The 25,494-nt window shown below is 68.3% G+C and carries 35 protein-coding genes and 1 pseudogene; 8 read left to right on the plus strand and 28 right to left on the minus strand.

From position 1 onward, the window contains the following. Positions 1-72: 72 nt before the first annotated feature. From ABLE43_RS09535 to ABLE43_RS23175, 19 genes are all read right to left on the minus strand, one after another. Positions 73-372 carry a VpaChn25_0724 family phage protein gene (locus ABLE43_RS09535; RefSeq protein ID WP_348978260.1) on the minus strand — a complete coding sequence of 100 codons (300 nt, stop codon included), beginning with the start codon at positions 370-372 and terminating at the stop codon, positions 73-75. Continuing rightward, on the minus strand, positions 369-716 hold the full coding sequence (locus ABLE43_RS09540) for a DUF2730 family protein (RefSeq protein ID WP_348978261.1): 348 nt from the start codon (positions 714-716) through the stop codon (positions 369-371). The genes ABLE43_RS09535 and ABLE43_RS09540 overlap by 4 nt, the downstream gene beginning before the upstream one ends. Next, complete coding sequence (locus ABLE43_RS09545; protein WP_348978262.1) at positions 713-940, minus strand: TraR/DksA C4-type zinc finger protein; 228 nt, start codon at positions 938-940, stop codon at positions 713-715. Before ABLE43_RS09545 ends, ABLE43_RS09540 begins: the two co-directional genes overlap by 4 nt. Next, positions 937-1,434: a hypothetical protein gene (locus tag ABLE43_RS09550; RefSeq protein ID WP_348978263.1), complete on the minus strand. Its 498-nt coding sequence runs from the start codon at positions 1,432-1,434 to the stop codon at positions 937-939. The genes ABLE43_RS09545 and ABLE43_RS09550 overlap by 4 nt, the downstream gene beginning before the upstream one ends. Beyond that, a complete protein-coding gene (locus ABLE43_RS09555) occupies positions 1,431-1,685 on the minus strand; it encodes a hypothetical protein (RefSeq protein ID WP_348978264.1) in 255 nt (84 codons plus the stop codon). Before ABLE43_RS09555 ends, ABLE43_RS09550 begins: the two co-directional genes overlap by 4 nt. Further along, entirely contained in the window at positions 1,685-2,239 is a 555-nt protein-coding gene (locus ABLE43_RS09560; protein WP_348978265.1) for a glycoside hydrolase family 108 protein, read from the minus strand. Before ABLE43_RS09560 ends, ABLE43_RS09555 begins: the two co-directional genes overlap by 1 nt. Before the next feature lie 78 nt (positions 2,240-2,317). Further along, the gene (locus ABLE43_RS09565) at positions 2,318-2,707 is read right to left on the minus strand and encodes a hypothetical protein (protein ID WP_348978266.1); all 390 of its coding nucleotides are present in this window, start codon (positions 2,705-2,707) and stop codon (positions 2,318-2,320) included. Then, a complete protein-coding gene (locus ABLE43_RS09570; RefSeq protein ID WP_348978267.1) occupies positions 2,704-3,243 on the minus strand; it encodes a regulatory protein GemA in 540 nt (179 codons plus the stop codon). Before ABLE43_RS09570 ends, ABLE43_RS09565 begins: the two co-directional genes overlap by 4 nt. After that, positions 3,240-3,653 (minus strand): hypothetical protein, encoded by a 414-nt coding sequence (locus ABLE43_RS09575; protein WP_348978268.1) that lies wholly within the window; start codon positions 3,651-3,653, stop codon positions 3,240-3,242. The genes ABLE43_RS09570 and ABLE43_RS09575 overlap by 4 nt, the downstream gene beginning before the upstream one ends. Beyond that, the gene (locus ABLE43_RS09580) at positions 3,650-3,865 is read right to left on the minus strand and encodes a hypothetical protein (RefSeq protein WP_348978269.1); all 216 of its coding nucleotides are present in this window, start codon (positions 3,863-3,865) and stop codon (positions 3,650-3,652) included. Before ABLE43_RS09580 ends, ABLE43_RS09575 begins: the two co-directional genes overlap by 4 nt. Further along, positions 3,862-4,062, minus strand: coding sequence for a hypothetical protein (locus ABLE43_RS09585; protein ID WP_348978270.1), 201 nt, complete (start codon positions 4,060-4,062; stop codon positions 3,862-3,864). The genes ABLE43_RS09580 and ABLE43_RS09585 overlap by 4 nt, the downstream gene beginning before the upstream one ends. Then, complete coding sequence (locus ABLE43_RS09590) at positions 4,059-5,000, minus strand: AAA family ATPase (RefSeq protein WP_348978271.1); 942 nt, start codon at positions 4,998-5,000, stop codon at positions 4,059-4,061. The genes ABLE43_RS09585 and ABLE43_RS09590 overlap by 4 nt, the downstream gene beginning before the upstream one ends. Before the next feature lie 20 nt (positions 5,001-5,020). Beyond that, the gene (locus ABLE43_RS09595) at positions 5,021-6,946 is read right to left on the minus strand and encodes a transposase domain-containing protein (RefSeq protein ID WP_348978272.1); all 1,926 of its coding nucleotides are present in this window, start codon (positions 6,944-6,946) and stop codon (positions 5,021-5,023) included. Next, entirely contained in the window at positions 6,943-7,140 is a 198-nt protein-coding gene (locus tag ABLE43_RS09600) for a hypothetical protein (RefSeq protein WP_348978273.1), read from the minus strand. Before ABLE43_RS09600 ends, ABLE43_RS09595 begins: the two co-directional genes overlap by 4 nt. Then, entirely contained in the window at positions 7,140-7,484 is a 345-nt protein-coding gene (locus tag ABLE43_RS09605) for a hypothetical protein (RefSeq protein ID WP_348978274.1), read from the minus strand. The genes ABLE43_RS09600 and ABLE43_RS09605 overlap by 1 nt, the downstream gene beginning before the upstream one ends. Continuing rightward, positions 7,472-7,723: a hypothetical protein gene (locus ABLE43_RS09610; protein ID WP_348978275.1), complete on the minus strand. Its 252-nt coding sequence runs from the start codon at positions 7,721-7,723 to the stop codon at positions 7,472-7,474. Before ABLE43_RS09610 ends, ABLE43_RS09605 begins: the two co-directional genes overlap by 13 nt. Beyond that, positions 7,720-8,058 carry a hypothetical protein gene (locus tag ABLE43_RS09615; protein WP_348978276.1) on the minus strand — a complete coding sequence of 113 codons (339 nt, stop codon included), beginning with the start codon at positions 8,056-8,058 and terminating at the stop codon, positions 7,720-7,722. The genes ABLE43_RS09610 and ABLE43_RS09615 overlap by 4 nt, the downstream gene beginning before the upstream one ends. Beyond that, positions 8,055-9,173, minus strand: coding sequence for a ParB/RepB/Spo0J family partition protein (locus tag ABLE43_RS09620; protein ID WP_348978277.1), 1,119 nt, complete (start codon positions 9,171-9,173; stop codon positions 8,055-8,057). Before ABLE43_RS09620 ends, ABLE43_RS09615 begins: the two co-directional genes overlap by 4 nt. Continuing rightward, positions 9,170-9,445 (minus strand): helix-turn-helix domain-containing protein, encoded by a 276-nt coding sequence (locus ABLE43_RS23175; protein WP_425475247.1) that lies wholly within the window; start codon positions 9,443-9,445, stop codon positions 9,170-9,172. Before ABLE43_RS23175 ends, ABLE43_RS09620 begins: the two co-directional genes overlap by 4 nt. A 43-nt stretch (positions 9,446-9,488) precedes the next feature. Here ABLE43_RS23175 and ABLE43_RS23180 point away from each other — a divergent pair. The 5 genes and pseudogenes from ABLE43_RS23180 to ABLE43_RS09635 all read left to right on the plus strand — a co-directional run. Next, positions 9,489-9,680 (plus strand): annotated as a pseudogene (locus ABLE43_RS23180) (helix-turn-helix transcriptional regulator); the annotation flags it as partial. Positions 9,681-9,704: 24 nt separating this feature from the next. Beyond that, positions 9,705-10,181, plus strand: coding sequence for a hypothetical protein (locus ABLE43_RS09625; RefSeq protein ID WP_348978278.1), 477 nt, complete (start codon positions 9,705-9,707; stop codon positions 10,179-10,181). 155 nt (positions 10,182-10,336) lie between these two features. After that, positions 10,337-10,405: an excalibur calcium-binding domain-containing protein gene (locus ABLE43_RS23185; RefSeq protein ID WP_425475250.1), complete on the plus strand. Its 69-nt coding sequence runs from the start codon at positions 10,337-10,339 to the stop codon at positions 10,403-10,405. Further along, complete coding sequence (locus ABLE43_RS09630) at positions 10,402-10,878, plus strand: hypothetical protein (protein ID WP_348978279.1); 477 nt, start codon at positions 10,402-10,404, stop codon at positions 10,876-10,878. Before ABLE43_RS23185 ends, ABLE43_RS09630 begins: the two co-directional genes overlap by 4 nt. Positions 10,879-11,131: 253 nt before the next feature. Then, positions 11,132-11,320 carry a helix-turn-helix domain-containing protein gene (locus ABLE43_RS09635; RefSeq protein WP_348978280.1) on the plus strand — a complete coding sequence of 63 codons (189 nt, stop codon included), beginning with the start codon at positions 11,132-11,134 and terminating at the stop codon, positions 11,318-11,320. A 419-nt stretch (positions 11,321-11,739) separates the two neighbouring features. On the opposite strand, the gene ABLE43_RS09640 is transcribed toward ABLE43_RS09635, so the two are convergent. Continuing rightward, positions 11,740-12,111 carry a glycine zipper 2TM domain-containing protein gene (locus tag ABLE43_RS09640; RefSeq protein ID WP_348978281.1) on the minus strand — a complete coding sequence of 124 codons (372 nt, stop codon included), beginning with the start codon at positions 12,109-12,111 and terminating at the stop codon, positions 11,740-11,742. A 183-nt stretch (positions 12,112-12,294) separates the two neighbouring features. Between ABLE43_RS09640 and gyrB the strand changes: the two genes are divergently transcribed. Then, entirely contained in the window at positions 12,295-14,763 is a 2,469-nt protein-coding gene (gene gyrB, locus ABLE43_RS09645; RefSeq protein WP_348978282.1) for a DNA topoisomerase (ATP-hydrolyzing) subunit B, read from the plus strand. Between the two features lie 216 nt (positions 14,764-14,979). Here gyrB and ABLE43_RS09650 read toward each other — a convergent pair whose 3' ends face one another. From ABLE43_RS09650 to ABLE43_RS09670, 5 genes are all read right to left on the minus strand, one after another. Then, the gene (locus ABLE43_RS09650; RefSeq protein ID WP_425475251.1) at positions 14,980-16,140 is read right to left on the minus strand and encodes a copper resistance protein B; all 1,161 of its coding nucleotides are present in this window, start codon (positions 16,138-16,140) and stop codon (positions 14,980-14,982) included. Positions 16,141-16,145: 5 nt separating this feature from the next. After that, the gene (locus ABLE43_RS09655) at positions 16,146-17,969 is read right to left on the minus strand and encodes a copper resistance system multicopper oxidase (RefSeq protein ID WP_348978284.1); all 1,824 of its coding nucleotides are present in this window, start codon (positions 17,967-17,969) and stop codon (positions 16,146-16,148) included. A 102-nt stretch (positions 17,970-18,071) separates the two neighbouring features. Next, positions 18,072-18,632: an RNA polymerase sigma factor gene (locus ABLE43_RS09660; RefSeq protein ID WP_348978285.1), complete on the minus strand. Its 561-nt coding sequence runs from the start codon at positions 18,630-18,632 to the stop codon at positions 18,072-18,074. After that, on the minus strand, positions 18,629-19,066 hold the full coding sequence (locus ABLE43_RS09665; protein WP_348978286.1) for a periplasmic heavy metal sensor: 438 nt from the start codon (positions 19,064-19,066) through the stop codon (positions 18,629-18,631). Before ABLE43_RS09665 ends, ABLE43_RS09660 begins: the two co-directional genes overlap by 4 nt. After that, complete coding sequence (locus ABLE43_RS09670) at positions 19,063-19,338, minus strand: hypothetical protein (protein ID WP_348978287.1); 276 nt, start codon at positions 19,336-19,338, stop codon at positions 19,063-19,065. The genes ABLE43_RS09665 and ABLE43_RS09670 overlap by 4 nt, the downstream gene beginning before the upstream one ends. Positions 19,339-19,461: 123 nt before the next feature. On the opposite strand from ABLE43_RS09670, the gene copC reads away from it, so the two are divergent. Both copC and hutC read left to right on the plus strand, forming a co-directional pair. After that, the gene (copC, locus tag ABLE43_RS09675; RefSeq protein WP_348978288.1) at positions 19,462-19,839 is read left to right on the plus strand and encodes a copper homeostasis periplasmic binding protein CopC; all 378 of its coding nucleotides are present in this window, start codon (positions 19,462-19,464) and stop codon (positions 19,837-19,839) included. 84 nt (positions 19,840-19,923) lie between these two features. Next, positions 19,924-20,661, plus strand: coding sequence for a histidine utilization transcriptional repressor HutC (hutC, locus tag ABLE43_RS09680; RefSeq protein WP_348978289.1), 738 nt, complete (start codon positions 19,924-19,926; stop codon positions 20,659-20,661). Between the two features lie 144 nt (positions 20,662-20,805). Here hutC and ABLE43_RS09685 read toward each other — a convergent pair whose 3' ends face one another. Genes ABLE43_RS09685 through ABLE43_RS09695 form a run of 3 tightly spaced genes read right to left on the minus strand, consistent with a single transcriptional unit; the run spans position 20,806 to position 24,952 of the window. After that, positions 20,806-21,540, minus strand: coding sequence for a PepSY domain-containing protein (locus ABLE43_RS09685; RefSeq protein ID WP_348978290.1), 735 nt, complete (start codon positions 21,538-21,540; stop codon positions 20,806-20,808). After that, positions 21,537-22,250 carry a PepSY domain-containing protein gene (locus ABLE43_RS09690; RefSeq protein ID WP_348978291.1) on the minus strand — a complete coding sequence of 238 codons (714 nt, stop codon included), beginning with the start codon at positions 22,248-22,250 and terminating at the stop codon, positions 21,537-21,539. Before ABLE43_RS09690 ends, ABLE43_RS09685 begins: the two co-directional genes overlap by 4 nt. A gap of 2 nt (positions 22,251-22,252) precedes the next feature. Next, on the minus strand, positions 22,253-24,952 hold the full coding sequence (locus ABLE43_RS09695) for a TonB-dependent receptor domain-containing protein (protein WP_348978292.1): 2,700 nt from the start codon (positions 24,950-24,952) through the stop codon (positions 22,253-22,255). Positions 24,953-25,494: the final 542 nt, after the last annotated feature.

The following is a 25,494-nucleotide window of genomic DNA, read 5'->3' on the forward strand; positions in this document are numbered from 1 at the left end:
TTCCCTTCGGACAGCCCCCGGCGCGCCCTCACCAGTCCCGCTCGCGGCGGAGCCGACATCTCGTGAAATCCTTCAGCTGTCGTCGGACGGCTGGGCGATCCCGATGATGCGACGCTCCAGTTCCAGATGCTCCCGCCCGGCCTTGGTGATCTTCGCGATCATGACCGTTCCCGCCTCCGACAGCGTCACCGCACCCAGTTCGGCCATCGCAGCGAGTTCGTTGCGCACCCAGTCGCGAGACCGGGTCACGGCGAAGGCGGCCAACACGCGCTTCAGCGACACCTCGTTGAGACGCCCGTCGATCTGAAGGCCCAGTTCTTTCAACATTACCAGCCGCGCATCCTCCGCGTACCGGTCAGCGAACGGCTTCATACCCGCCCCCCTTCGATAAGATGATCCTCGAACCGGCGGATCGCACGGACCGCGCCGGTCATCTCGCTCTCGACCACCCGCAGGTGACCGGAGATTTCCGCCAGTTGCAGCTTCAGGTCCGCAATCTCCTGCCGCGACGGCAGGTGCTTCAGATCGCTCTCCACCGACTGGATGCGACGGCCATGATCCTCCACGTCGCATTCGACTTCCGCGACCTTCGCCACGACCTCCGCCAGCTTGCTCGCCGCCGCCGATCGCGACTGGACCACCCACGACCAGACGACGTTGATAGCCGTCAGCGCCAGCGCGACGATGCTGATCCACATCTGCAAATGCTGCGTCACCAGCCCCGCCTCCTCTTCCGTTCGCGCCGCGCCGCGCATTCCGCGCACCGCGTCGCGCTGGGCAGCGCCGATCGGCGCGCCACGTCGATATCGTCGCCGCAATCGGCGCAGTCCGTCCGCCCCGCCCCGGAGAGCGCATCACGCACGGCCCGGATCGAAACGTCCGTCTCCAGCGCCACCATCGCCTCCGCGTGCTCGATCTGGCGCTCGCTCGCCCCGCTCACCGGCTCGGCTCCACTGCAGCCTGCTGCTCGACCCAGTCGATCAGCGCGGCCAGTTGCAACGCCTGTTCGGTCGCGATCAGGGCGTCGGCGTCGGAGAGGGGAGGAAGTCCACCTTCACCGGCCGCCGGGTCAGCGCCGCCGGGGGCACTGCCGGAGCGGGGCACTGGCGCGCTTCCGCCACCACCGGCACGGGGCGCGGCGTCACGGCGCAGGCGCTCAACGCGAGCGCGAACAGCGGAAAGCTCCATTTCATAGTCGGCGACTACCTCCTTCGTGATCGCGTCCTGGTCCGCCCGGACGCGGGTGACATTGGCGAGGTCGGCGCGGCGCGCGTCCTCACGGGCCACGCGCATGTCGGCGCGCAGCGTAACGGTTTCGGCCCGCGCCGCATCGCGCTCGCTTGTGCGGCGATCGACCAGCGCCAGCAGCACCAGCACGGCCACGACAGCCAGCAGCGGCAGGGCCGCGCGGAGGGCGCGGAGGGCGGAGATCATGCGTCACCCCCGGCATCCGCCTGACCGCCCGGCGGCTCGTGCCGCTGGCGGAAATGGATCCATGCGGCCGATGCCGCGAAGATCGCGGCGATACCGCCGCCGGTAGCGATCGGGTCGAAATCGCCATGCACGACCAGCTTCCAGCCGGTGCCTATCCAGAACAGCACCACCGACAGCAGCGCGCTAAGCCTGGATATATCCAGCGAGACGTTGTTGCGGGTGTACAGCAGGTCCTTCAGCAGCGTGCCCATCACGACGCCTGCCCGATCCGGTGCGCCAGCCACCCATAGACGAATGCGGCATTGGCCGGCCGCTGCTCGGTCAGCGCGATGTACCGCTCGCCCTGGAGCGCATCCAGCGCCTTGACCAGCACCGCGTGACCGGCCGCGCCGCGACGCTTGCTGTACGCCGCCAGCGCCGCGATCGTCACCGCGCCGATGTACCCGTCCATCACCAGCCCTGCGGGATCGCCGGTACCGCGATTGAGCGCGTTCAGCGCCCGCTGAAGAAAGGCCACGGCCACCGCCGGCCCCATGTTGACGCCGGTATCGAAAAGCTCGGCCGCGACCAGGGGCGACACGCGCGCGACCTGATCGAAGCCCGGCCCGGTCCAATACTGGCGGCGATAGATGTCGAGCGCCAGCGTGCGGGGCATCTGGCGCATCTCGCCCGAATAGCCGTTCGCCCGCGCCACCGCCTGGGTGATGCCCCAGTTGGTCGGACCGCCGCGATCGGCGGGATGATCGACATAGCCGCCTTCGCGCGCGATCAGCGCGTCCAGCAGCACAGCTTCCTGATTTTGCATGGGGTCCACCCTGTTACCGGACGCCATCTAGGCCGGTGGAGGGTGGAGAAGCGCCCCGGACGCCCGTCCGGGGGAGGCTCAGAACAGCGAGAGTTGCCGGTCCTGCTTGACGATCGCCAGTGCGGCGCGGCGGCGGCGGATCGCGCGGGCGGTGTATCCCGTAGCCAACGCGATGTCACGCTCCGACCGCCCTTCGCGCAGCATGGTATCGACTTGATCGCGACCGCGCGCCGCCCGGCCGGTCGGCCCCAGCGGGATGTCTACCCGCATCCCGGCGAAGCCCTGGCACAGCCGTTCGCACACCGCCCTGGCTTCCGGTCGGCCGATCAGGCGGCATAGCCAGTGATCGTTGGCGGGCACGGCGGGGAAATAGACCTGCGTCCCCCCGCGCACCTTCGCCAGCTCCAGCGCGGCCTCGACGCTGGCGACTTCGGCGATCGTCGCCAGCACGCCGGGCAGCTGCATCATGGCACCAGCTTCCGCACGCGACGCCCCAGCACCGCGATCGTCGTGTCGAGCGGCGCACTGGTGATCGTCGGCGGATCGCCCAGCATGCGACGCTGCGCATCAATCACGGCTTGCTTCGTCGCCGCGACATCCTGCGTCGCCGGCCACTCCACCCCGGCCTCCCGCGCGATCCACGCCTTCAGCCCCTCGATGGCGCGCGCGGCGTCACGCGGCTCACGCAACCAGCGGACATGGTCGATCCCCGTCTGCCGCTCGACGAAGGCGATCAGCGCGCCGTCGTCGCGCTTGCGCACGATGCCCAGGTTCCAGGCGGACAGCCACAGCGCCACCAACTTGGACGCATAGGGTCCGTCCAGCCCGCGCCGGGGCTTGCCGCTCAGGCGGCGCAGTTCGTCCAGCACCGCTCGGCGCTGGCGATCGTCCAGGTCCTTGGCCGACCGCTTGCCCGTCACCCGCTGCAACACCGCGCGATAGTCGTCGTCGTCGATAGCCAGATCGCGTCGGGTGGCGTGGATTGCCTTCAGCAGCGCGGTCATAGCGCGTCGCCCTCCCGTCCCGCGTGGAACCGGATCGCTTCGTTCTGCCGAAGGTCCGACTGGATCAGCGATCCGACGTGCAGCTTCTGGACGCGACCACCGTCCCATTCGACCGTAGCGAGCCAGTACAGACCATCCTCGCCCAGCGCCGTAACGACGCCGCCGGTGTTGCCCTCGGGACCGCTGGTCACGAAAGTCCGCTGCATGAACAGCCGCCCGGCGGGATGCATCGCCTGAAGATAGTCGAGCGAGAGATGCACCCGCTCGCCTACACGGATCGGATCGCCCCAACGCGGCACGGGCATCGCGGGCGGCACCGCCAGCACCTCGTCGATGCTGGCGAAACCCAGCGCGGCGACCTGTTCCGCCATATAGTCCTCCACGGACGGGAGAAGCGGATGCGCGCTCATGCCGACCGCCGGTACAGCGGCGTGCGGTCATAGCCGGTGTCGGCCCAGCCCGCCCGCTCGAAGTCCATGCTCCGCAGGATGCGGCTTACCTCACGCCCGTCGCACACGATGCGAGCGTTCGACAACCAGCGCTGGGCTTCGGTCAGCTTCACGCTGTCCTTGCCCTCCAGGCGCGCCTCCAGCAGCGCCCGCGCGACGGTGGGATTGGTCATTCCTGATCCCCGTAGAAGGCGATGTGATCGGCCACCTCGACCCGCAGGATGAAGAAGCTGCCGTCGATTGCCTCGATTGCGACCGCGTCATCCTTGAAGGCGATCTTGCTGAAGGCGGGGATCGTGGCGCGGCGGGCGACGCGGGCGAGCGCCTGGGCGACAATTTCGGCGACCACCTCGGGCTGCATCGCGCTCATGCCGCCACCGGCCGCGTCGAGAGCTGCGCCCAGGCCGCGCGGATATGCGTCAGATCGCGTGCGCCGTCGTCGAATGCCAGCATCGACGCCAGCTCCATGACCTTCGTCACCGACCGCAGCCCGCCGGGCTTGGTGCCCAGCGCCACCAGATAGGCGACCTCCCGTTCGTCGCCGACACCCCATGCAGCTGCGATCTGCTCGACATCCTCCGCGCTAGGCACGGCACGGATCATCCGCATGTCCACGCGGCTGTAGAGCTGGGCGTAGTTCGCCTTGCGCGATCCGCCCTCCAGGCGCGACAGGACGGTATCGTTCCCGACCAGCGCCAGCCCGACGCCCGTCCGGTCGTGCCAGCTCCGCGCTTCCTCCACCGCCTTTTCGGTCAGCTTCTGGGCTTCGTCGAGAATGATAAGCGCACCGGCACCCCTGGCCTTTTCGCAGATACGGCGGCTCAGCTGGTGCGGCGCGCCCTTCGCGTCCGGCTCGCCCATCGCGGCCAGCAGCTCGATCTGCATGGGGTTCAGGCCGGCGGTGCTCTCCGACATAGTGGCGACCCACACGTTCGATGCATTGGCGGCATAGTCGCGGCACACCGTCGTCTTGCCGATGCCCGGTCCACCCGCGATCACGATCAGCTTTCCGCGATGCCCCCAGGTCAGCAGCCGCTTGATATGGGCAGCCGTCCTGGTCAGCACGAACCTCGGAGCCTCCGGCATATCCAGCGCCAGCTCGGCCTGGGCTTCTACCGTGGAGCGGAAGCGCGCCACCTTACGGGCGACCTCTTCCATATCGCCCTTGTACGATCCGGGGCCGAACTGCGACAGCGTGCCTTGGGCAATGCCGCTCCGTTCGGCCAACACCTGCCAGCTGGCGCCGGTGTCGACCTTGTGGCGCATCAGCCACTCCTGGGCGGCGGTGACGGTGGGGGAATGGGTCATCTTCGGTCCTCTCTTTGGGATCAGTCGACCAGCTTCAGCCGCGACACGGCGGCTCCGAAGCGGTCCATGAAGGGCTCGACCTGCGCGGCGGGCGCGGCCTTCAGCGCGGTATTCCCGCGCACCCGCACCGGGCGGATCACGGCCGGTTCCGGCGGGGTTTCGTCGTCGGCATAGGCGGGCAGCCGGGCCACCAGCTCGTCGGCGGACAGCAGGTCCAGCGCGGCATCCGCCGCCTTCGCCGCCTTCTTCCACCGCTGTTCCAGTCGCTGGCGATCCTTGGCGTCGCCCATGGTCAGGAAGCCGGTCGCCCCCCAGATCGCGGCGGTCACGACGAAGCGGCCCTGCGCGTCATAGACATGGACGGCTTGGTGCAGATCGTCGGGATCAAAGCGTACGGTGACGCGCTGCCCGGCCAGATCGACCAGCCGTTCATCCCAATACTTGTTGCCCGCCAGCGTGATCGTCGAGGTGCGCCGATCGACGTTGACCTGATCCGCCGCCAGCAGCGCGATGCGCAGCTGTTCTTCCGTCGCCTTGCCGATCGGCGACCGTGCGTAGCTTTCCGCGAACACGGTATCGAAGCTGTACCGGCCCCGGCCCATTTCGGTGCGACGACCAGGGCGCGCGTTGTGCGCCGCCACCCCGGCGTTCCAGACCTTGAGGAACACATCCAGATCGACGGCCTTGGAGCCGTAGTTCTCCGGCTTCGCCATTGGGCTGTTGCCGGTATAGGCCCCCTCGAAAGCGGGGTGCTTGGCGATGGCGTCGCAGAAGTCGCGGAACCCGCGTTCGATCGGCTTCGACTGGCCGCGATACGGCTTTGCCCAATGGATCGTGATCCCCAGCGCGGTCAGCACGCCTACCGGGTCCTCGTCCCGGACCTTGAACCGGAAGCGGGTCTTCGCACCGCCGGTCAGCCACTTGGACGCGAAGGCGCGCCCGTTGTCCGACAGCACGCCGGACGGGATGCCCCATGTCTTGAACAGGTCGGCGAACACCAGACGCGCCGTGACCATGTCCTCGGTCAGCGCGTGCCGCCACGCTAGGAACTTCCTCGAATAGACATCCTGGATCGCGATCATTGTCGGGCGCGCGATCGTCCCATCCGGCCACCGCACGAACACATCGCACCGATGCCCGTCGATATTGACGATCTGCATCGCGTGGAGGTCGGCCACCGACCGTATCTGCGCGGGCAGCATCCGCCGCAGCGCCTCTTCGCCCTCCCGGCGCAGCTTCACCACCTGCGGCGGCACTTCCTTCTCGAACTTGCGCCACAGCGTGCGCGCGTGCGGCAGCAGGACGCCCTTCGCCAGCGCCAGCGGGATCGCCGTCCGTTCGATACACGTCGACCAGCTGGGCTTCGACAGCCGCAGGTAATCCGACAACAACGCCTGCCAGATGTCGGGATCGACATCGGTTTCCTTGCCGCCGCCTGCGCGGCGCGGAGCCAGCGCGGGCAGGCGGTCGGCAGCCGCGACGCCCCGGATCAGCTTCAGCCAGTTCCAGATCGTCTGCGCGCTGCACCCCTCGGAATGCGCCACCGCCGCCACCGCCGACGATCGCGACATGCCCGACGCCTCCAGCACGTCGACCTGCTCCAGCACGGCCAGCCGCCGCGACGCCTCTCCGCGCACCGCATCCGACTGCCGCGCCAGCCAGTCCCAGCCTGCCGCGATCGGCGCGGCGTCGTTCGCCGCGGCTTCCACCGCGACCCCGCGCCGCGCCAGATCGGCCCGCGCGGCGGAGGGCAGCAGCGAGACGTGGTATTCATACCCGCCGCCGCGCCCCGCGCGCCGCCGCGCCAGCGGCATCCCCAACTTGTCCGTCGCGCACGCCCAGCCATCGGCGGCGGCGCGGTCGTTGATCTTGCGCTTCGCCGACGACAGGCCGGGCAGCTTCATGTCCGCCAGCTCCGCCGCCGTGTACCACTCGCCCCCGATCACGCGATCACCTCATACTCTGCGATGTCGAACGGGCTGCCGGTCAGCGACCAGCGGCACCCGTTCTTGCCGTCCGCCGCCCAGCCGGACGGCGTCATGGGATTGGGATCGGTCGATCCCTCCCGGCCATTCGCCAGCAGCACGCGCACGCGCTTGCCGATGGCGTCCTGGGGAAGATGGCCGGGGTTCGGGCGCATCAACCGCGCGCCGCCCGCGCCGCTCGACCCGCCCTGGTCAGCGCCGCGCCCTTCATGGATGCCCGCCGCCCCGGCGTTTCCGCGAACCACCGCGCCAGCGTCGAATTGCCGCAGCGATAGTGCGCCGTGAGTTCGCCCCAGGTCATGCGAGCCGACAGGATGGCGAAGTCGGTCGGCCGGGCGCGGAACATCGACCGATGGTCCGCCGCCTGCCATCCGCGCTTGCGCATCCGGGTGACTTGCGATGGGTGCAGCTTCAGGATCGCCGCCACCGTGCCCAGCGGATGGGCACGCGCCAGCAGCGCCGCACGGTCGCACAGCGCCTGATCGATCACCCGGCGCATGGCCGGACCTCCCAGCCACCGCACTCGACCGCGACGATCGCGGCGCGGATCATATCCGCAGCTGCAACCTCGGGCCGCACGGCCCGTACAGCGGCGATGCGCTCGACCTGCACGATCTCGTCGTAGGTCAGCCCGATCTGGCGCAGGGCGCGGCGCGACACGGCCTGATCGATCCCCGCCTGCACGCGATCCACGACCGCGCCGGTCAGCCATGCGGGTGCTGCCCGCACGTTACTCATCGCCGCCACCACCGGATCGCGGTCCGCACGTCGCGGACGATCGATACGACGACCGCGACGCCGACGACGAAGAACATCGACCGGACCAGCAGCGTGACCACGCTGCCGCTGGCGCAGGCCGCACCGATCGCCGCGATCCACAGGACGGCGGACAGGCCCGCCAGCCCGACCAGCGCCCGCACCGACCGGGGCCGGGGCGTCGCGCGGACCGGCGTCGCGTCGAACAGATACGCATCGCGGGCGATCCGCACCCGCGCTTCGGACACCGTCACATTGTCGCGCACCGCGCGCTGCACCGCGCGCAGGTCGTCGCGCTGCTCTGCCCCGTAGGTCATGCATCATCCCCCAGTTGGAAACCGTTGCCCGCGATGGTCAGCCGGGCGACGTGCAGGCGCGTCGCGGCACTGGCGAGCGCACTGTGCCGCTCGTCGTCCAGGACCTCGTCTTCCAGCAGCCCTTCGATCAGCTCGCGGATGGCGTCGATCGCCTCCAGCGTGTCTTCGCGGTATTCGGCGTGCTTGGCCGGGAAGGCGGGCTTGGCCTGCGCTTCCTTGCCCTCCACGATCCGGAACCCGGCGGGCAGCCGGTGCGACAGCTCTGCCAGCGCCCCCTTCTTTTCCGCCGGGGCCATCCGCGCGAACGCCCCGGTGAAGGCGTTCAGCCGCTTGGCGTCGGGGCGCGGCGGTTCCTTGCCGCGCATTGCCGTGATGGCATCCGTCACCTTGTCGAACGGCGCGCCAGCGATCTTCGCGTTCGCGTGGATCAGCAGGCCCAGCACATGTTGCTGTTCTTCGGGGTCCAGCCCGGCCAGCGCCTTCAGCTGTGCCGCGTTGTGAAACGCGGGGTGGTCCTTGCGGCGCAGAGCTTCGACGATAGAAGTGGGAATGCGGCGCAGCAGCGCCAAATCGTCGCGAACGGTGCGCGCCGCAAGCCCAACCGTTGCGCCAACATTATCGGCCCAGCCGTATGCAACGGCAAACGTTGCCGTTGCATCCTCTGCCTCCCGTTCGATGCATTCCTGCCACCGCGCGTTCGCTGAAGCGGCTCGACCGTCTTGGTCAGGAGCAAGCCCGGCAGCAATCTTCTGGACCGCGACCATCTCGGCAATGGCCTTCGCCCTATCCAGCGGGGCGAGGTTCCGGCGATTGACGTTCTCGCTGGCTTCACGAAGGCGCCGTGCCATTGCATCAGCGGTCACGACTTCGGCGCGCAACTTCAGGCCATATTTTGCAGCACCGGCATGGCGATGGCCGCCGACAACCAGAGTGTAATCGGTGCGCCCCGGCAGGCGACAGACCTCAATCGGCGTCAGCTGGCCGTCCGTTTTCATCAGCAGGCCGATTGCATCGACCCAAGCCGGGTCCAGCGGCAGCAGCCGCTTACTCGCATCGATCTGATCGGGGTCCAGCTCGATAAGCTGCCCGACGACCTTCGGACCAACGGCGCTCATTGTTCGCCACCCGAAAGTTTGCGGTGCAACGGCGGCGACGCGGTGCTAAGCGAGTCCCCATGCGGGGCCTTAAACCTATTCGGGAACAGCTTGTGGACTGGCTTGCCAATCCCATCGGCAATCGCCCGCGCCACCGTTGGCCTGGAGCGCCCGCGCAGCACATCCTTGACGCTGCGCTTGGGCAGTCCGGCCGACCGCTCAAACGCCGCTATAGTTCTGAAGCGCTTACGGATCGCCGCCTTGATGTCTTCTGGGTGAGGGGCCGCCCCCATGACTAGCTCTCCAGCTCGAAAGATTGTTCCGAATGGAGACAGTATGTCCCCGGACGGGGACGGTCAAGGGGTAGCCAAGGCTTTTGGGGTACGGGTGCGTATCCGTGCGGGAGCGGTCGGGAAGAGTTCGGCAGGCTTAGCTGAGGAGCTAGGTCTCACTCGCGGCACGTTCGCAAGATACTGGAATGGGGATCGTATTCCGCCAGCTCCGCTTTTGTTCAGACTGGCAGACCTTCTCGAAACCGATGCAAGGTTCTTGGTGGAAGGCGTCCGCGAACCCATACGGGGACGGTTAACGGACGCCCTCGACGCCGATTGGGTCGCCGTCCCCACCTTTGATCTCTCGACGATGACGGACGGTAGCAAGGGTGAACCAGTACGTACGACGCCGATGCGTAAGGACTGGTTGAACGCTACCGCTGGAACCGCGAGCGATCTGTGGATGACCGGTGCGCCATGCGATTACCCACCGCTCGACCTTATCGAAGGCGACAAGCTGCTTTGTCGAGATATCGCGCCCCATGAACTGCATGATCGCCATCTATGCATATGGCGTGAGGCGGATACCGAACGAATGTTCATCGGCCGATATTCTGTAGTGCGTTCTGAAAGTGTCTACATCGATAACGCTGGCGAATACTGGGTCGGTAAGTTGAGCGTGAGCTTGGCTGATCCAACGCCGACAATATTTCCAATCGGCCGCATCGTAGCCCGGCCCATCGTGCAGGTGCGATAGCAATGCTAATCCTTTTGGCCGTGTTTGGAGCGTTGATGGCGCAGACAGCATCGCCAGCTAAGCCCCCATCACCGAAGCCAGTAGCAACGCAAGCGCCAGCGCAAAGTAAGCGGTTCCGATCGTGCGCGGAGGCACGAGCCGCCGGTGTCGCGCCGATGCGCGAGGGATCCCCGCACTACTCGCTGAACCTCGACCGCAACCGCAACGGAGTTGCCTGCGAATGATGACGCTGTTGGTGGCAATGACCCTGTTGCCCACGCCGCTGCCGGATTTTACCTTTCGCGACTGGCGCGCAAAGGCAGCGTATCGCTCAGATGATGCTAGGCTCAAGGACTGCGCCTCAACAGCCTCTGGCAAGGTTTGCACCTTTGCAGACAATAGCATGGCAGGCGTGAAGGCCCGCCGGATCGGGGCGGTGTTTAGTCGGGAAGGATTGTACGCGCTTGAGGCAAGGTTCTCGCGTGCAGACGGTGACGTGATCGAAGCCGCACTGGTGCAGCGATATGGTACCCCTTGCGAGCGCAAGAACGATCAGGTGATGACCGCCTCGGAAGGTATGCGTCTTGTGAAAGTCCGTGTCTGGTGTTTTGCAGATGGCAAGGCGATATTCCGTTCCGAAACGGGGCCGCTCGCCGAAGCCACATTCCAATTCAAAACACACGACTTCGCGAAACAAGCCGCAGTCGTCGATTTCTGACCAATAAAAATAGCGCGTCACGCTCTTTTCCTTTGCAGGATAGAGCGTGACGCGCTATTATTCTCTGGTCAGACGGCGAAGGTAAGGTGCCCCAGCCCGCTGACAGACCGAAAGGAACCACGATGCACTTCGTGATCCGGTTTCGGATTTGGCGCTTCGAGGTGAAGGTCCTCGAAATCACCGTCAAGTAACGAAACCCCCCGCCCTCGGCTGCAACCGGGGGCGGGGATAGGTCAAGAATAAGGGACAGGAGATGACGATGCAACCCGCCGAACTCCGCACGCTCCGCAAGGCGATGGGCATGACCCAGGGCGATCTGGCTACCGCGCTCGACATGGCCGTATCGTCGATCGGCCGAATGGAACGCGGCGAACTGCCGATCGAACGCCGCACCGATCTGGCCGTCCGCTGGCTCCATGCCCAGGCACAGGTCGCGGCCTGAAAAACGGTCCCACTTCCCGCCTGCCAATCGCCGGTCCAACCTCCGGAACGACCGGCGGACGGCAGGTCCCGGTTCGGCAAGCGGGTCACGGGGACACCGACGATCGTTCGGCCACACGAAACGCCCCGAAACCCACGGTAAGAAGCCATTGAGAGGCACATAGGGGCCGGACTTCTGACCGGCCCCGCACTAAAAGCGGTCTTGTCCGGAACGCCCCGGAATGGCCCACCACTACAGACACGGGCGGTACGATCGGCCCGCCTGCGAGGCGCATCGAAAAGCCCAGATTTCCGCCGTTGAAGGCCACTTGATCCCGGCCAATCCCGCCTAATCCCGCCTGGGACCACCACTCAACGAGGTCTTGTCACCCTACAGTGGGGGAGCGGACCGGCACCGCATCCGCGTGAGCGGATCAGCCGTTAGCGCCGGCAGTAGCGCGGCGCGTCCGCCTTATCGATCGCCCGGCCCGCCAGCGCACCGACGCCGCCGCCGAGGATCGTGCCGAGCAGGCGGTTGCCGCGCCCGCCGACCTGGTTGCCGAGCAGGCCGCCCGCGATCGCGCCGATCACCGTGCCGCCGTCGCCGTTCTCGCAGCCGCGCGCCCGGTTCCGATAGTTGCGGTCGTTGTAATAGCCGCGATCGCCGCGATATTCGCGATAGCCGCGCCCGTCGCGATAGTCCCGCTCATAGCGGTCCCCGCGCCAGCTCTGCGCCGAGGCGGCGGTGGGGGCGGCGACGCCGGTCGCGACGGTGGCGAGCGCGGCGGTGGCAAGGGTCAGCTTCTTGAACATGGGTCTTCTCCCTCAAATCCGTGTGACGGAAGCTCCGTCCGTGAAATGGGGTATGCGCCGATTCGCTTGAGCCGATACTGAATGCGCCTGTTAGCTCCCGTTCATTGTCCGTCCGAAACGGCGGGCCCCAAGCGGGTGCTGGTTTCGCTTTAGTTTGGCGCGTCGCAACCCTATATGATTGCTATGGCAACGAACCCCAATCAGAACGATTACGGCGCGGACTCGATCAAGGTGTTGAAGGGGCTGGACGCGGTCCGCAAGCGTCCCGGCATGTACATCGGCGACACCGACGACGGCTCGGGCCTCCACCACATGGTGTTCGAGGTGAGCGACAATGCGATCGACGAGGCGCTGGCCGGGCATTGCGACCGCATCCTCATCACGCTGAACGCCGACGGATCGGTTTCGGTCGAGGATAACGGCCGCGGCATCCCGACCGGCATCCACAGCGAGGAAGGCGTGTCGGCGGCCGAGGTCATCATGACCCAGCTGCATGCCGGCGGAAAGTTCGAGAACACCAACGACGACAATGCCTACAAGGTATCGGGCGGGCTGCACGGCGTGGGCGTGTCGGTGGTGAATGCGCTCAGCGACTTCCTCGACCTGACGATCTGGCGCGACGGGCAGGAGCATTTCATGCGCTTCCGCCGCGGCGATGCCGAGGCGCCGCTGAAGGTCGTGGGGCCGTCGGACAAGCGGGGCACGCGCGTCACCTTCCTGCCCAGCCCCGACACGTTCAAGATCACCGAGTTCGACTTCGACAAGCTGGAGCACCGCTTCCGCGAGCTGGCGTTTCTCAACTCCGGTGTGCGGCTGGTGCTGGTCGATGCGCGGCACGAGGAGCAGCGCGAGGTCGAGCTGTTCTACGAGGGCGGGATCGCCGCGTTCGTGAAGTATCTCGACCGCACCAAGAACCCGCTGATGCCCGAGCCGATCGCGATCACCGGTTTCCGCGACGACGTCGGCATCGACGTCGCGCTGGAGTGGAACGACAGCTATTACGAAAACGTCCTCGCCTTCACCAACAACATCCCCCAGCGCGACGGCGGCACGCACATGGCGGCGTTCCGCGCCGCGCTGACGCGCACCCTCAACAGCTATGCCGACAAGTCGGGCATGCTGAAGAAGGAGAAGGTCAGCCTCACCGGCGACGACATGCGCGAGGGGCTGACCGCGATCGTTTCGGTCAAGCTGCCCGACCCCAAGTTCAGCAGCCAGACCAAGGATAAGCTCGTCTCGTCCGAGGTGCGTCAGCCGCTCGAAGCGCTGATGGCCGACAAGCTGGCCGATTATCTGGAAGAGAATCCGGCCAATGCCAAGGCGATCATCACCAAGGTGATCGACGCGGCGGCAGCGCGCGAGGCGGCGAAGAAGGCGCGCGAGCTGACCAGGCGCAAGGGCGCGATGGACATCGCCTCGCTGCCCGGCAAGCTCGCCGATTGCCAGGAGCGCGATCCCGCCAAGTCCGAACTGTTCTTCGTCGAGGGCGATTCGGCGGGCGGATCGGCCAAGCAGGGCCGCGACCGCCATTTCCAGGCGATCCTGCCCCTGCGCGGCAAGATCCTGAACGTCGAGCGCGCGCGGTTCGACCGGATGCTCGCCAGCCGCGAGATCGGGACGATCATCACCGCGCTGGGCACCGGCATCCGCGACGACTTCACCCTCGCCAAGCTGCGCTACCACAAGATCGTCATCATGACCGACGCCGACGTCGACGGCGCGCATATCCGCACGCTGCTGCTGACGTTCTTCTACCGCCAGATGCCGGAGATCATCGAGGCGGGCCACCTCTACATCGCCCAGCCGCCGCTGTACAAGGCGACCAAGGGCCGGTCCGAGGTGTATCTGAAGGACGACAACGCGCTCGACGAATATCTGGTCGAGGCGGGCGTCGCGGCGCAGGTGCTGGAGACGCCGGCGGGCGCGCGCAGCGGCGACGATCTGAAGGCGCTGCTCGGCCATGCCCGGCGGATGCGGACGCTGATGCGCTATGTGCCGCGTCGCTACGATCCGGCGATCGTCGAGGTGCTGGCGCTGGCGGGCGTGCTCGATCCCGCGATCGATGCCGATGTGCGGGCCGCGCGGTTGCAGGACGCGGTCGCGCGGCTCGACCGCACCGATAGCGAGGCGGCGTGGTCGGCACGGCTGACCGAGGACGGCGGCCTCCAGTTCCAGCGGCGCTGGCGCGGCGTGACCGATACCCATGCGATCGAGGCGGCGTTCCTGACGTCGGCAGAGGGGCGCAAGCTCCATGGCCTCGCGGCGGAAGAGGCGGCGAGCTACACCGGCGTGTCGAAGCTGGTCAGCGCGCGCAGCGCCGCCGCCGAGAGCGACGGCGAGGAGGGCGATGCTCCCGCCGCCGTGCAGAAGGGCGAAACCGCCGTCGCGCGGCCGAGCCAGCTGCTCGACGCGATCCTCGCCAGCGGGCGCAAGGGCCTGTCGATCCAGCGCTACAAGGGGCTGGGCGAAATGAACGCCGAGCAGCTGTGGGAAACCACGCTCGATCCGGCCAACCGCTCGATGCTGCGCGTGACGATCGAGCAGACCGAGGTGGCGGACGACATCTTCACCCGGCTGATGGGCGACGTGGTCGAGCCGCGGCGCGACTTCATCCAGGAAAATGCGCTGAACGTCGCCAATCTGGACGTGTGACGCGCGGGCAACCGCGGATGGCAGGCAGAGGGATCAGCGCTCGATGCGTCAGCGTCGAACCGACGCCGTGTCCCCGCGAAGGCGGGGACCCAGGGCCGCGTGGACCAGCGTTCGCGGCACTGCGCTCCTGCCTTCGCGGGAGCACGGTCCGGTGGCGGCGATCGAACGCCTGGAGTCTGATCCAGCAAAGCCGGATCAGAGCGGTACCGGCCTGTGTCAGAACCACGTACGGATGCCCGCTACCAGCGCGAAGCCGCCGGTGTCCTCGCCCGCTCCCCTGGCATAGCGCGCGGTGTCGCCGAACTGCCGCTCCCATGACACGCCGAGATAGGGCGCGAATTCGCGGGCGATCTCGTAGCGCAGGCGAAGGCCCGCCTCCGCATCGGTCACGCCCGCTCCCAGCGCGGCGGACGCCACGTCCTGCGCCGACAGGTTCAATTCGACGCGCGGTTGCAGGATCAGCCGCTGGGTGATCCGCTGGTCGTAATATCCCTCGAGGCGGCCCAGCACGTCGCCCCGGTCCGACAGGAACAGCGCACCCTCGACATCGAACCAATAGGGGGCCAGCCCCTCGAACCCGATCGTCGCATAGGTCCGGTCGGCACCCGGCGCGACATCCTGCCGCACGCCTGCCTGAAGGTTGAAATAGGGGCCGATCGCGCGACTGTAGAGCGCCTGGACCTCGCCCCCGGCAGGCGCGCCGAAGCTGCCTTCGCCTTCGCTCTTGAGCGTCAGCCGGTGGATGTCGCCGCCGTACCAGAATTCGCCGTCCCAGCGATATCCGTCGCGCCCGCGGGCGAACTGCACCTCGGCGAGGTTGAAGATCAGTTGCGAGAAGGCCATGCCGCCATGCTCGCGGCGCAGCAGGTCGCGCGCCGGGGCCATCGCATCGCGCCCCCAGACGCGGTCGGCATAATCGGCATCCGGCGCGGCGGGGGCCGGGGCGTTCCCGGCCGCCAGCGCGGTGCCGCCGGTTCCCGTCGGCTGCGACGGGTCGGGCGGCGGCGGGGCCTTGGGCGTGCAATGGCCCATCGCCGCATGTTCGGGCGGGCAGTCGGGGTCGGCGACGGGCGGCGCAGGCGATGCGCCCGCGTCCGGGGTGCAATGCCCCATGGCGGCGTGTTCGGGCGCACAGGCGGCGTCCGTCGCGCCGCCGGGCGCGGCCTGCGGACGTCGGACGGCGGGGCGGTCCGCAGGCTTCACTGCCTTTCGCGCCGGTGCCTTCGCCGCCTTGCGCGGGGCGGGGCGCGGCGTCGCGGCGGGCGCGGGCATCCGCATGCCCGGCATGTGCTGCGCATGATCCATCGTCTGCGCCATCGCGGGCGCGGCGGCGGCGGCGGCGGCGAGCGCGATCGCGCCGGTCGCGGCGAGGAGCATCGTCTTCATGCCGCGTCTCCCCCGCGCGGTCGCACCGACACGACCTGCATCATCCCCGCATGCATGTGGTACAGCATGTGGCAGTGGAACGCCCAGTCGCCGACCGCGTCGGTCGTCACGTCGAAGGTGGCGGTGCCGCCCGGCTGGACCTGGATCGTGTGCTTGCGCGGCGCGAACTCGCCCTTGCCCGTGACCAGCTCGAAGAAATGGCCGTGCAGGTGGATGGGGTGGCCCATCATCGTGTCGTTGACCAGCGTGACGCGGACCCGCTCGTCCTTCAGGAACGGGATCGGCTTCGTCACCTCGCTCAGCTTCTCGCCGTCGAACGCCCACATATAGCGTTCCATGTTGCCGGTCAGGTGGATGCGCAGGCTGCGGTCGGGCGCGCGGACATCCGGGTTGCGGTCGACCGCGATCAGGTCGGTATAGACCAGCACCTTGTGGCCGACGTCCGCCAGCCCTTGGCCCGGCTCGCCCATGCGGTCGACGGGCATCGGCGAGATGGTCTGGACGGTCGGCGTCTTCTTCACCCCGGGCGCGGCGCGGAAGTCGCGCATCGAATGCTGCATGGCCGACGAGGGCGCAGGGACGGGCACTCCCGGCGTCGCGGCAGGGGGGCAGTGCCCCATCGCGGCATGTTCGGGCGGACAGGGGGCGGCGGGCGCGGCTGCCGGGGTGGCATGGCCCATGGCACCGTGGTCCATGCCCCCCATCGCCCCCATGCCCATGTCCTGCATGTCGGCCAGCGGGCGCCGCCGCAGCGGCGGTACGGCGGCGGCCATCCCCGCGCGCGGCGCGAGCGTGGCGCGCGCGAGCCCCGACCGGTCGACGCTCTCGCCGACGATCGTATAGGCGCGCGCGTCGGTCGGCTGGACGATCACGTCATAGGTTTCGGCGACGGCGATCTGCAACTCGTCCACCGTGACCGGGCGCACCGCCAGGCCGTCGGCCAGCACCACCGTCATGCGCAGCCCCGGAATGCGCAGGTTGAAGGTGGTCATCGCCGATGCGTTGACGAGCCGCAGCCGCACGCGCTCGCCCGGACGGAACAGCCCGGTCCAGTTGTCGCGCGGCCCATGGCCGTTGACGAGATAGGTATAGGTGCTGCCGGTCACGTCGGCGACGTCGGTCGGGTCCATCCGCATCGCGCCCCATTCGCGCCGTTGCTTCGCCGACTGGTCCCGACCCGCGAGCAGCCCTGCAAGCGTCTGCTTCTGGAAATTGAAATAGCCGCCCTGCTGCTTCAGCTTTTTGAACAGGATGTGGGGATGGATCGGGCTGTGGTCGGACAGCAGGATCACATGCTCGCGGTCCGATGCGACCGGGTCCGCGCCCTTGGGGTCGATCACGATCGGGCCGTAATGGCCGAGCTGCTCCTGCAACCCCGAATGGCTGTGGTACCAGTAGGTGCCCGACTGCACGATCGGGAATTCATAGGTGAAGGTGGAGCGGGGGCGGATGCCGGGGAAGCTGACGCCGGGTACCCCGTCCATGTGGAACGGCACGATCAGCCCGTGCCAGTGGATCGAACTGTCCTCGTCCAGCGCATTCTCGACGTGCAGGCGCACCGTCTGCCCCTCGCGCAGGCGGATCAGCGGGGCGGGCACGGTGCCGTTGATGCCGATGGCGTGACTCTCGCGACCGTCGATCGTCATCCTCTGGTGCGCGATGCGCAGGCGGATATCCTCGCCCGAGACGGTGGGCAGCGGGCGTACGATCCCGGCGGATACCGGCTGCGCCCAGGCGGGCAGCCATGCCGACAGTGCGGCGGTGCCGCCAAGGGCGATGGAGCCGCGGAGCAGGCTGCGGCGGTCGAGCGAAGGGGTCATCGGGATTCCGGCAAGAGGCTGTCGAACGGGATACGCGGGAGATGCGCCGATCCCTCGGCAAAGGCATCGGTTTTCCGGGGAGTGCCGCTATCGGCAACGGCGTCAGCGGCCAAGGTCGGCCCGCAGTTTCGCGCGCGCGCGGTAGAGCCGGGTCTCGACCGTCTTGTCGCTGACCCCCAGCGCCTCGCCGACCTCGGCCTGGGTCAGCCCGTCGATCGTGCGCAGCACCAGCACCTCGCGCAGGGTCGCGGGCAGGCGGGCGATGGCGGCCTCCACCCGGCGCAGCTCGGCCCGGTCCGCCGCCGCATCGTCGATCGCGGGCATGTCGTCGGGTACCTCGACCGCCGTGTCGGGCAGTATCGCCGAGACGAAGCGGCGCACGATCCGGCGGCGGCGCCAGTCGCGCGCCTTGTTGACCGCGATGCGGGTGAGCCACGTCCGCATCGATCGCGCGGCATCGAACCGCGCGATCGATGCATGGGCGGCGATGAAGGCGTCCTGCACGATATCGACCGCCTCGTCCTCGTCGCCGGTCAGGCGCGCCACCGTCCGGTGCAGCGGCTGCTTGTAGCGGCGGACGATCTCGGCGAAGGCGGCGGCGTCGCCCGCGTGGGCGCGGCGCGCGAGTTCGCCGTCGCTGTGGTCGGCGAAGCCGGTAATCACCGCGCTTCTTCGGTCAGCGCCTTCCTGACGGCGGCATCGAACGTGGCGGCCTGATCGGGGCGGAGCAGGCGGCGCATCGCGAAGACATGGGCCAGCGTCTCCTTCTGGAGCTCGCCCATCGTGCGGTGCGATGCGTCGATCGCGGCGGTGACCTGCGGGCCGATGCGGTGCTCGGCCCCGATGGCGCGCGCGAGGTTCGCATTCTCGGCGCGCATCGCGGCCTCCAGCGCGTGGCGGCGACCGGCGAAGCGCTGTTCGAGCGCATGGAGCTGCCGGTCCTGCTCGGGATCGAGATCGATCTGCTCGTGCAGCAGGGCATGCAGTTCGCCGGTCGGGCGCGCGCCTGCGGGAAACAGGTGCCGCCCGACGAAGACGCCGGCGACGGCGGTGAGGAACACGACGAGCGCGGTCAGCAGCAGCCGCGCCGCGCTCATTCCGCCCCCAGCAGCAGCGTCGAGGGGGCGAGCGGGCCGGGAACGCCGACGAACGCCGCGTCCCGCGCGCCTGCCCCGGGCGCGGGATAGGTCACGCTGCCCACCCCCAGCAGCAGCGCGAAGGCCGCCCCGGCAAAGGTGGTCTGCGCGGCCGTCGTGCGCGCGGGCTGCCCGGCGATGTGCGTCAGGACGCGATCCTCCAGCCCGTCGAGACCGGGGTGGGGTTGCTGCCCGGCGATGCGGCCAAGCGCGCTGTCGAGATCCATGTCCATCGTTCGTTCTTCCCGTCCGCTCCGTTCCTACGCATCCTCGGTGCCGATCCCTCATCGATCGTGGCCGTGAGGGGCGGCGGCGTCCGGTGCGTATGTCGCCGGAATAGGGAATAGGAGATTTCGATGTCGTTCCGCCACCTGCTCGTCCTGACCGCGCTTGCCATGGGGGCGTCGCCCGCCCTCGCGCACCCGAAGCTGCTGTCCGGATCGCCCGCCGCGGGCGCGACCGTGGCGAAGACCGGCACGGTGCGGCTGGTGTTCAGCGAGCGGGTGGACCCCAGGGGGTCGACGGCGACGCTGGTCATGACCGGCATGCCGGGGATGGCGAACCATCCCGACATGAAGATGACCGGCGTCACCACCGCAGTCTCGCCGGACGGAAAGATGCTGGTCGTGACCAGCGCGCGGCCGTTGCCCGCGGGCAGCTACCGCATCGACTGGGCGGTGGTCGGCGCCGATACGCACCGCGTCACCGGTACCCACGCCTTCACCATCGGCTGATCGGCGCGTGTCCGTGCGGCGGCGGTACGGTGCCGTCGCCACATCGCGCGTGGCACCGGACGGGGAGACGTATATACAGCCGCGATGGCTGATGCGGGCGGGAACGCGGACGGGGCCTCGCCCCGCTACCGCGAGATCAAGGATTCGATCCTCGACGACGTGCGCCGCGGGCGGCTGTCCACCGGCGACCGGGTGCCCTCCGAATCCGAGATCGTCGCGCGCTTCGGCGTGTCGCGGATGACCGCGAACCGGGCGCTGCGCGAACTGACCGCCGCGGGGGTGCTGGTGCGCCGTCCGGGGTCGGGCACGTTCGTCGCCGAAACCAAGCCGATCGGCCATCTGATCGAAATCCGCAACATCGCGGAGGAAGTCCGCTCGCGCGGCCACGGCTATCGGCCGAGGGTGCTGCGCAACACGGCGCTCGGCGCGGACGAGGCGAGTGCCGCGTTGCTGGGGGTCGCGGTCGGCACGGCGGTCTTCCACAGCCTGATCGTGCACCACGAGGCGGAGTTTCCGTTGCAGCTGGAGGAGCGGGTGGTGCTCGCCGATGCCGCGCCGGGCTATGGCGGGCAGGACTTCAACCGGTCGACGCCCAACGAATATCTCACGCGGGTCGCGCCGATCGAGCGGGTCGAGCATCGCGTGCTCGCGCGGATGCCCGACGATGCGGTGCGGGGGCTGCTCGGCATGCCGCCGGGCGCGCCGGTGCTGGTCATGGTCCGGCGGACGTGGAGCGGCGGTCGGCTGGTGTCGCACGCCGTGCTGACCCACCCCGCCGACCGCTACGAACTGACCGCCGGTTTCGTGGTCGGCGCGGGATAGGGTGTGATGACGTCAGGCGCAGCCGTTCGTGCTGAGTAGCCGCTGAGCCTGTCGAAGCGGCGTATCGAAGGACCGCCCATGCGCGGTGCTTCGATACGGGCCTTCGCCTGCGCTCAGTCCCTACTCAGCACGAACGGCACTTTCCTATGTCATTGCGCGTCCCGCGCGCCGCCGGCCCCGGCGCGTGATCCAGCGGAAGTCGTTCTTCCGGAAGCTCTTGAAGAGCAGGTAGAAGCCGGTGCCCGACAGCCACAGCACGCCGAAGGCGACGAAGACGATGAGCGGGTGGTTGAAGCTGCTGCGGTGCAGATAGTCCATGTTGTGCAGCATCCAGAAGAAGTCCCACGTCCGCCACGTATCGCCGCGGGTGACGAGGTGACGTCCGCTCGTCGCCGAGACATAGACGCTGCTATGTTCCGCATCGCGCAGGTCGACGCGCCACATCGGACCGTCATGGTCCCGCGCTTCCAGATTGGGTTTCGACAGGAACGACACCCCTTCGACCCGCGCCGCCGCGCCGCCGGTGGCGATCGCGGTCGCGAGCCGGGCATCGACGGCGATGCGACGTCCCGTCGCCGCGTCGTACAGGCGGGTGCCCGCCGCGTCGGTGATCGCATAGGCCGGTCGGCCCGCCAGATCGCGCAGCGCCAGCCCGGCGACGGCGCGCCCGCCGAGCAGCGTCGCCGGATCGACCAGCCCCGCCGTCGCCACCGGCATCGCATGCACCGCCGGTCCATCGTGTCCGCCGACGGCATCGGCATCGAGCAGCGCCATCATCGACCCGCTCAGCGCCCACAGCACGAACTGCAGCCCGAGGATCAGCCCTACCCATTTATGGACCCGGCGGAAGAGCACCGGCGACAGACGGCTGCGCTTCATGGCTTCGCCCTCCGCTTCTTGCGCCACGGGAAGGACCAGAACAGCAGCCACGCGCCGCTGATCGCCATTGCGAACGCGCTCCACGTGGCGACGCGCAGCAGCGGGTTGTTCACATCGGTCCGCGCGTCATAGTCCATGATGTGCAGCATCCACGCGAAGTCGAACACGCGCCAGAGCAGGTGCCGCTTGGCGACCAGCTCCCCGGTCAGCGGCGCGATGTAGAGCGTCGGCCGGTTCCAGCCCGCGAACTCGACCTGCCAATAGGGCGGCTTGCGCTTGCCCAGTTCCTGCACGGGGGCGGTCAGCCGGGTCGCGCGCACGATCGGCGCGTCGCCCGCATACAGGGCGGCGGCGATGCGGCGGACCTCCGGCCCGGTCAGCTCGGCAAGGGGTGCGCCGGTCCGCGCGTCATAGGCGGCGATCCCGCCCCGGCCCTCGACCCGCCAGATCGGCGTGCCCAGCCGCTGGCCGAGACGCACTTCGGTGGCACCGGGCGCGGCCGCCGCGATGCGGCCGGGAGGCAGCAGCCCCGCCGTCGGGATCGTTGGCGCAGGGACTGCCCTGACCAGATAGTCGCCATGGATCGTGTCGATGTGGATCACGACCATGTAGAATCCGGTCGCGGTCCACAGCAGCACCTGCACCCCGACCAGCAGCGCCAGCCATTTGTGGACCCGCCGGACGGTCAGCGGCCATCGGATCGCCGCCACGCTCAGAACGCCGTCCGGAAGCCAGCGTAGAAGCGGCGGCGCAGCAGGTCGTAGGTCATGGTGTCGGTGTTGCCGTCGGTGAAGCTGCGGATATAGGGTGCTCCCGTATCGAGGATATTGTCCGCGCCGATCTGGAACCGCGTGCGCGCGTCCACCGCGAACGCGACCTGGACGTTGTGGTAGAAGGTGTCGGGGGTGCGGTATCCGATCATGGTCGGCGCGGCGTTGAAATCCTGCGCCTTGCCGATCCACTGCGTCGACCAGGTGAGCGACACGCCGTCGCGCGTCGCGGTGGCGACGCCGTATCCGCGCCACTTGGGGTATCCGCCGTTGCCGCCGCCGATCCGGCCGTCGAACACGATCGGCGCGCCGCCGGGAAAGGGTTCGACGACATATTCGTCGAGATAGGTCGCGTTCAGATCGACCTGCAACCGCACGCTGCCGAGCGTGCGCGCATAGACGAGGCCGAGGTCGAGGCCCTGCATCCGTTCGCGCCCGGTGTTGATCGGCTGCGCCGACAGCCGGGTGACCTCGCCGGTCAGCGTGCTGCGGGTGAAATCGCGGCAGAACGGACTGGAGAGATTGGCGCTGGCATAGCAGACCGCCAGCTTGGTCGACCCCGGAATGGCGCGGATCGCCCCGTCGATGTCGATGTCGAACCAGTCGGCGGTGAGCGAGAGGCCGGGCACGATCCCGCGCGGCTGGACCACGGTGCCGACCGTCCAGCTCCTCGACGTCTCGGGCTGGAGGTTCTGGTTGCCGCCGACCGTGGTCAGGATCGTGGTGCCGAGCTGGACATAATTGGCGGGCACGCCCGAGGCGCGGCAGTTGGCGACCAGCGTCGCGTTGCTGCTCGCCCCGTAGCGGCTGCACGGATCGGTCGTGGTGAGATTGCCTTCGGAAACGCCGCCGAACAGCTCGGGCACGTTCGGCACGCGGAAGCCGGTGCCATAGGTGCCGCGCAGGCGCAGCCCGTCCGTGACGGTCCAGTCGGCGCTGACCTTGTAGTTCCAGTCGCCGCCGAACAGGTCATAGTCGGAATAGCGCACTGCCCCGTCCAGCGTCAGCGCGCGGAAGAACGGCGTGTCCGCCAGCACCGGCACCGACAGTTCGAGATAGGCTTCCTTCGCCTTGGTCGTGCCCGAGATCGGGGATTGCTGGTTGGTGTTGGCGATCCCGGCGACGGTCAGCGGATCGGGGTTCCGCCAGCCCTTCTCCGCGCGATAGGTGACGCCGGTCGCGAACGACACGGCCCCGGCGGGCAGGCGGAACAGATCGCCGTCGAGGTCCGCCGTGATCGACAGCAGCGAATTGCCGCCGGTATCGCGCGAGGTGAACAGGATATAGTCGAGCACCTGCGGCGTCAGGTCGCCGAAGCCCAGATAATCGGCGCACGGGATCGTCGCCCCGGCGGCGAGGCTGCACCGCGTCGTGTCGAGCGACAGGCCCACCCGCTGGAGATTGGCGACGTTGGTCGAGCCGTCGATCGCGGTATTGCGGCCGTAGGCGCCCGCGACCTGCCACGCCCAGTCGTTGGCCAGCTTGCCGCGCAGGCCGAGCGTGCCCTGCCACGTGTCCGTCCGCTGATAGAATTGGCGCGGCCCCGGCTCGGCGAGGCGACGCTGGACGAGCACGAGGTTCTGGCCGGTCGGGTTGGTCGGATTGGTGGCCGCGATCGCGAGGTTGCGCAGCGTGCCCGGCGTGGCGATCTGGTCCGACCGGCGGTGGGTGTAGAGGAACTCGCCGTACGCCTCGACGCCGTCGGTCAGGGCATAGTCGCCGAAGACGGCGGTGGAGATGCGCTCGATCGGGCTGACCGCGTAGAGGAACGGGTTGGAGTTGAAATTGTGCCGGGCGGCGCTGTACGGCTCGAAGAAATTGCCGTTGCCGCCGGGCACCTGGTTGAAGTTGATCTGCTGCCCGTTCGGCAGCACCGCGCGTCCGCCGATCGTCGCGGCGCTGTTGACGCAGGCGAGGGTGCCCGGCACCGTCTCCGACAGCGAACAGGGCGCGCGCGACGCCATGTTGACCGGTTCGGTCTTCTGATAGGTCGCGGCGGCGAGGAAACCGCCGCGATCGCCCCGCTTGCCGACGAGCAGGTCGACGACATAATCGCCGCCGTCGCCGCGTGCGGTGATGCCGCTGCGCGCGCCGATGCCGATCCCGTCATAATCGGTACGGGTGACGAGGTTGACCACCCCCGCCATCGCATCGGCACCATAGATCGCCGATGCCCCGTCCTTCAGCACGTCGGTCCGCGCCAGCGCGGCGACCGGGATCATGTTGAGGTCGGGCGAGGAGTTCGCCCCCGTGCCCCCCGCCACCAGCCGACGATCGTTCAGCAGCACGAGCGTGCGCTTGATGCCGAGGCCCCGCAGGTTGACCTGCGCCGTGCCATAGCCGTTGCCGGTCCAGTAGGCGGAGGTCTGGTTCCCGGCGAAACCCGCATTGGCGGGCAGCCGCTGGAGCAGCGTCTCGACATTGACGATGCCGGTGTTCTCGATCTGCTCGGCGGACACGACGGTGGCGGGGCCGACCCCGGCGATGTCCTGTCGCCGGATACGGCTGCCGGTGACGGTGATGTCGCCCGGATCCCGATCGGACGGGTCCGCGCCCTGGCCGGCAGCCGGATCGACCGTCTGCGCGGCTGCCGGAACGGTGGCGAGGAAGGTGGCGGCAAGCAGCGCCGGTACGAGCTTCATGATATGTCCCCCCATCGATCATTATGCGACGGAACGGGATGAAGCATCAACTGTATATACAGGTCAAACAAAAAAGACGTTTGTTTGTAATAACTTAGAAGCATTCTGCCAGGTCGTATCCCCGAAGCGAATACGTGTCCCTGCGCTCTATCCCTCGCCCCGACGGAAGATCGAACGAAAATTTCCGCAGCGGGCACCATGGTCGCCGCGTGCTGCGTCCGTCGGCAACCGGTGCGCAAGGACATGGGTCGTCGCGTCCTTCCGCCGGTGGCCGAACACCGTGCTAGAGCGGGATGACGTGGTGTTGACCCGTCGTGATTGTCCTGAGCCGTTCGTCGGCGAGGAGCGGCGCGCAGCGCGGGCTGGTAGCCCATGCAAGCGGCGCGACGACGTCCGGCGGGCGGCTCAGGACAACCGCTGCGCGGCGGGCGGAATGTCGTCCGTGGCGTCGTCGCTCGTCCGTCACGGGGGCAAAGCCCCGTTCCTTCCTCGCTCCTGTCCACGAACGACATTCCGCTCCGTCACGACGGGTCAACATCACG

Origin of the sequence: Sphingomonas silueang (assembly GCF_040049155.1) — a bacterium.
Lineage (GTDB): Bacteria > Pseudomonadota > Alphaproteobacteria > Sphingomonadales > Sphingomonadaceae > Sphingomonas > Sphingomonas silueang.

Bases quoted from the DNA above. Each gene is read 5' to 3' on its own strand.
- ABLE43_RS09575 (WP_348978268.1), bottom strand. From the start codon at position 3,653: ATGAGCGCGCATCCGCTTCTCCCGTCCGTGGAGGACTATATGGCGGAA.
- ABLE43_RS09615 (WP_348978276.1), bottom strand. From the start codon at position 8,058: ATGACCTACGGGGCAGAGCAGCGCGACGACCTGCGCGCGGTGCAGCGC.
- ABLE43_RS09555 (WP_348978264.1), bottom strand. From the start codon at position 1,685: ATGGGCACGCTGCTGAAGGACCTGCTGTACACCCGCAACAACGTCTCG.
- ABLE43_RS09535 (WP_348978260.1), bottom strand. From the start codon at position 372: ATGAAGCCGTTCGCTGACCGGTACGCGGAGGATGCGCGGCTGGTAATG.
- ABLE43_RS09605 (WP_348978274.1), bottom strand. From the start codon at position 7,484: ATGCGCCGGGTGATCGATCAGGCGCTGTGCGACCGTGCGGCGCTGCTG.
- ABLE43_RS09590 (WP_348978271.1), bottom strand. From the start codon at position 5,000: ATGACCCATTCCCCCACCGTCACCGCCGCCCAGGAGTGGCTGATGCGC.
- ABLE43_RS09550 (WP_348978263.1), bottom strand. From the start codon at position 1,434: ATGATCTCCGCCCTCCGCGCCCTCCGCGCGGCCCTGCCGCTGCTGGCT.
- ABLE43_RS09570 (WP_348978267.1), bottom strand. From the start codon at position 3,243: ATGACCGCGCTGCTGAAGGCAATCCACGCCACCCGACGCGATCTGGCT.
- ABLE43_RS09655 (WP_348978284.1), bottom strand. From the start codon at position 17,969: ATGACCCCTTCGCTCGACCGCCGCAGCCTGCTCCGCGGCTCCATCGCC.
- ABLE43_RS09640 (WP_348978281.1), bottom strand. From the start codon at position 12,111: ATGTTCAAGAAGCTGACCCTTGCCACCGCCGCGCTCGCCACCGTCGCG.
- ABLE43_RS09650 (WP_425475251.1), bottom strand. From the start codon at position 16,140: ATGCTCCTCGCCGCGACCGGCGCGATCGCGCTCGCCGCCGCCGCCGCC.
- ABLE43_RS09610 (WP_348978275.1), bottom strand. From the start codon at position 7,723: ATGAGTAACGTGCGGGCAGCACCCGCATGGCTGACCGGCGCGGTCGTG.
- ABLE43_RS09685 (WP_348978290.1), bottom strand. From the start codon at position 21,540: ATGAAGCGCAGCCGTCTGTCGCCGGTGCTCTTCCGCCGGGTCCATAAA.
- ABLE43_RS09560 (WP_348978265.1), bottom strand. From the start codon at position 2,239: ATGCAAAATCAGGAAGCTGTGCTGCTGGACGCGCTGATCGCGCGCGAA.
- ABLE43_RS09600 (WP_348978273.1), bottom strand. From the start codon at position 7,140: ATGCGCCCGAACCCCGGCCATCTTCCCCAGGACGCCATCGGCAAGCGC.
- ABLE43_RS09695 (WP_348978292.1), bottom strand. From the start codon at position 24,952: ATGAAGCTCGTACCGGCGCTGCTTGCCGCCACCTTCCTCGCCACCGTT.
- ABLE43_RS09635 (WP_348978280.1), top strand. From the start codon at position 11,132: ATGACGATGCAACCCGCCGAACTCCGCACGCTCCGCAAGGCGATGGGC.
- ABLE43_RS23175 (WP_425475247.1), bottom strand. From the start codon at position 9,445: ATGGGGGCGGCCCCTCACCCAGAAGACATCAAGGCGGCGATCCGTAAG.
- gyrB (WP_348978282.1), top strand. From the start codon at position 12,295: ATGGCAACGAACCCCAATCAGAACGATTACGGCGCGGACTCGATCAAG.
- ABLE43_RS09630 (WP_348978279.1), top strand. From the start codon at position 10,402: ATGATGACGCTGTTGGTGGCAATGACCCTGTTGCCCACGCCGCTGCCG.
- ABLE43_RS09565 (WP_348978266.1), bottom strand. From the start codon at position 2,707: ATGATGCAGCTGCCCGGCGTGCTGGCGACGATCGCCGAAGTCGCCAGC.
- ABLE43_RS09620 (WP_348978277.1), bottom strand. From the start codon at position 9,173: ATGAGCGCCGTTGGTCCGAAGGTCGTCGGGCAGCTTATCGAGCTGGAC.
- ABLE43_RS09585 (WP_348978270.1), bottom strand. From the start codon at position 4,062: ATGAGCGCGATGCAGCCCGAGGTGGTCGCCGAAATTGTCGCCCAGGCG.
- ABLE43_RS09670 (WP_348978287.1), bottom strand. From the start codon at position 19,338: ATGGACATGGATCTCGACAGCGCGCTTGGCCGCATCGCCGGGCAGCAA.
- hutC (WP_348978289.1), top strand. From the start codon at position 19,924: ATGGCTGATGCGGGCGGGAACGCGGACGGGGCCTCGCCCCGCTACCGC.
- ABLE43_RS09580 (WP_348978269.1), bottom strand. From the start codon at position 3,865: ATGACCAATCCCACCGTCGCGCGGGCGCTGCTGGAGGCGCGCCTGGAG.
- copC (WP_348978288.1), top strand. From the start codon at position 19,462: ATGTCGTTCCGCCACCTGCTCGTCCTGACCGCGCTTGCCATGGGGGCG.
- ABLE43_RS09665 (WP_348978286.1), bottom strand. From the start codon at position 19,066: ATGAGCGCGGCGCGGCTGCTGCTGACCGCGCTCGTCGTGTTCCTCACC.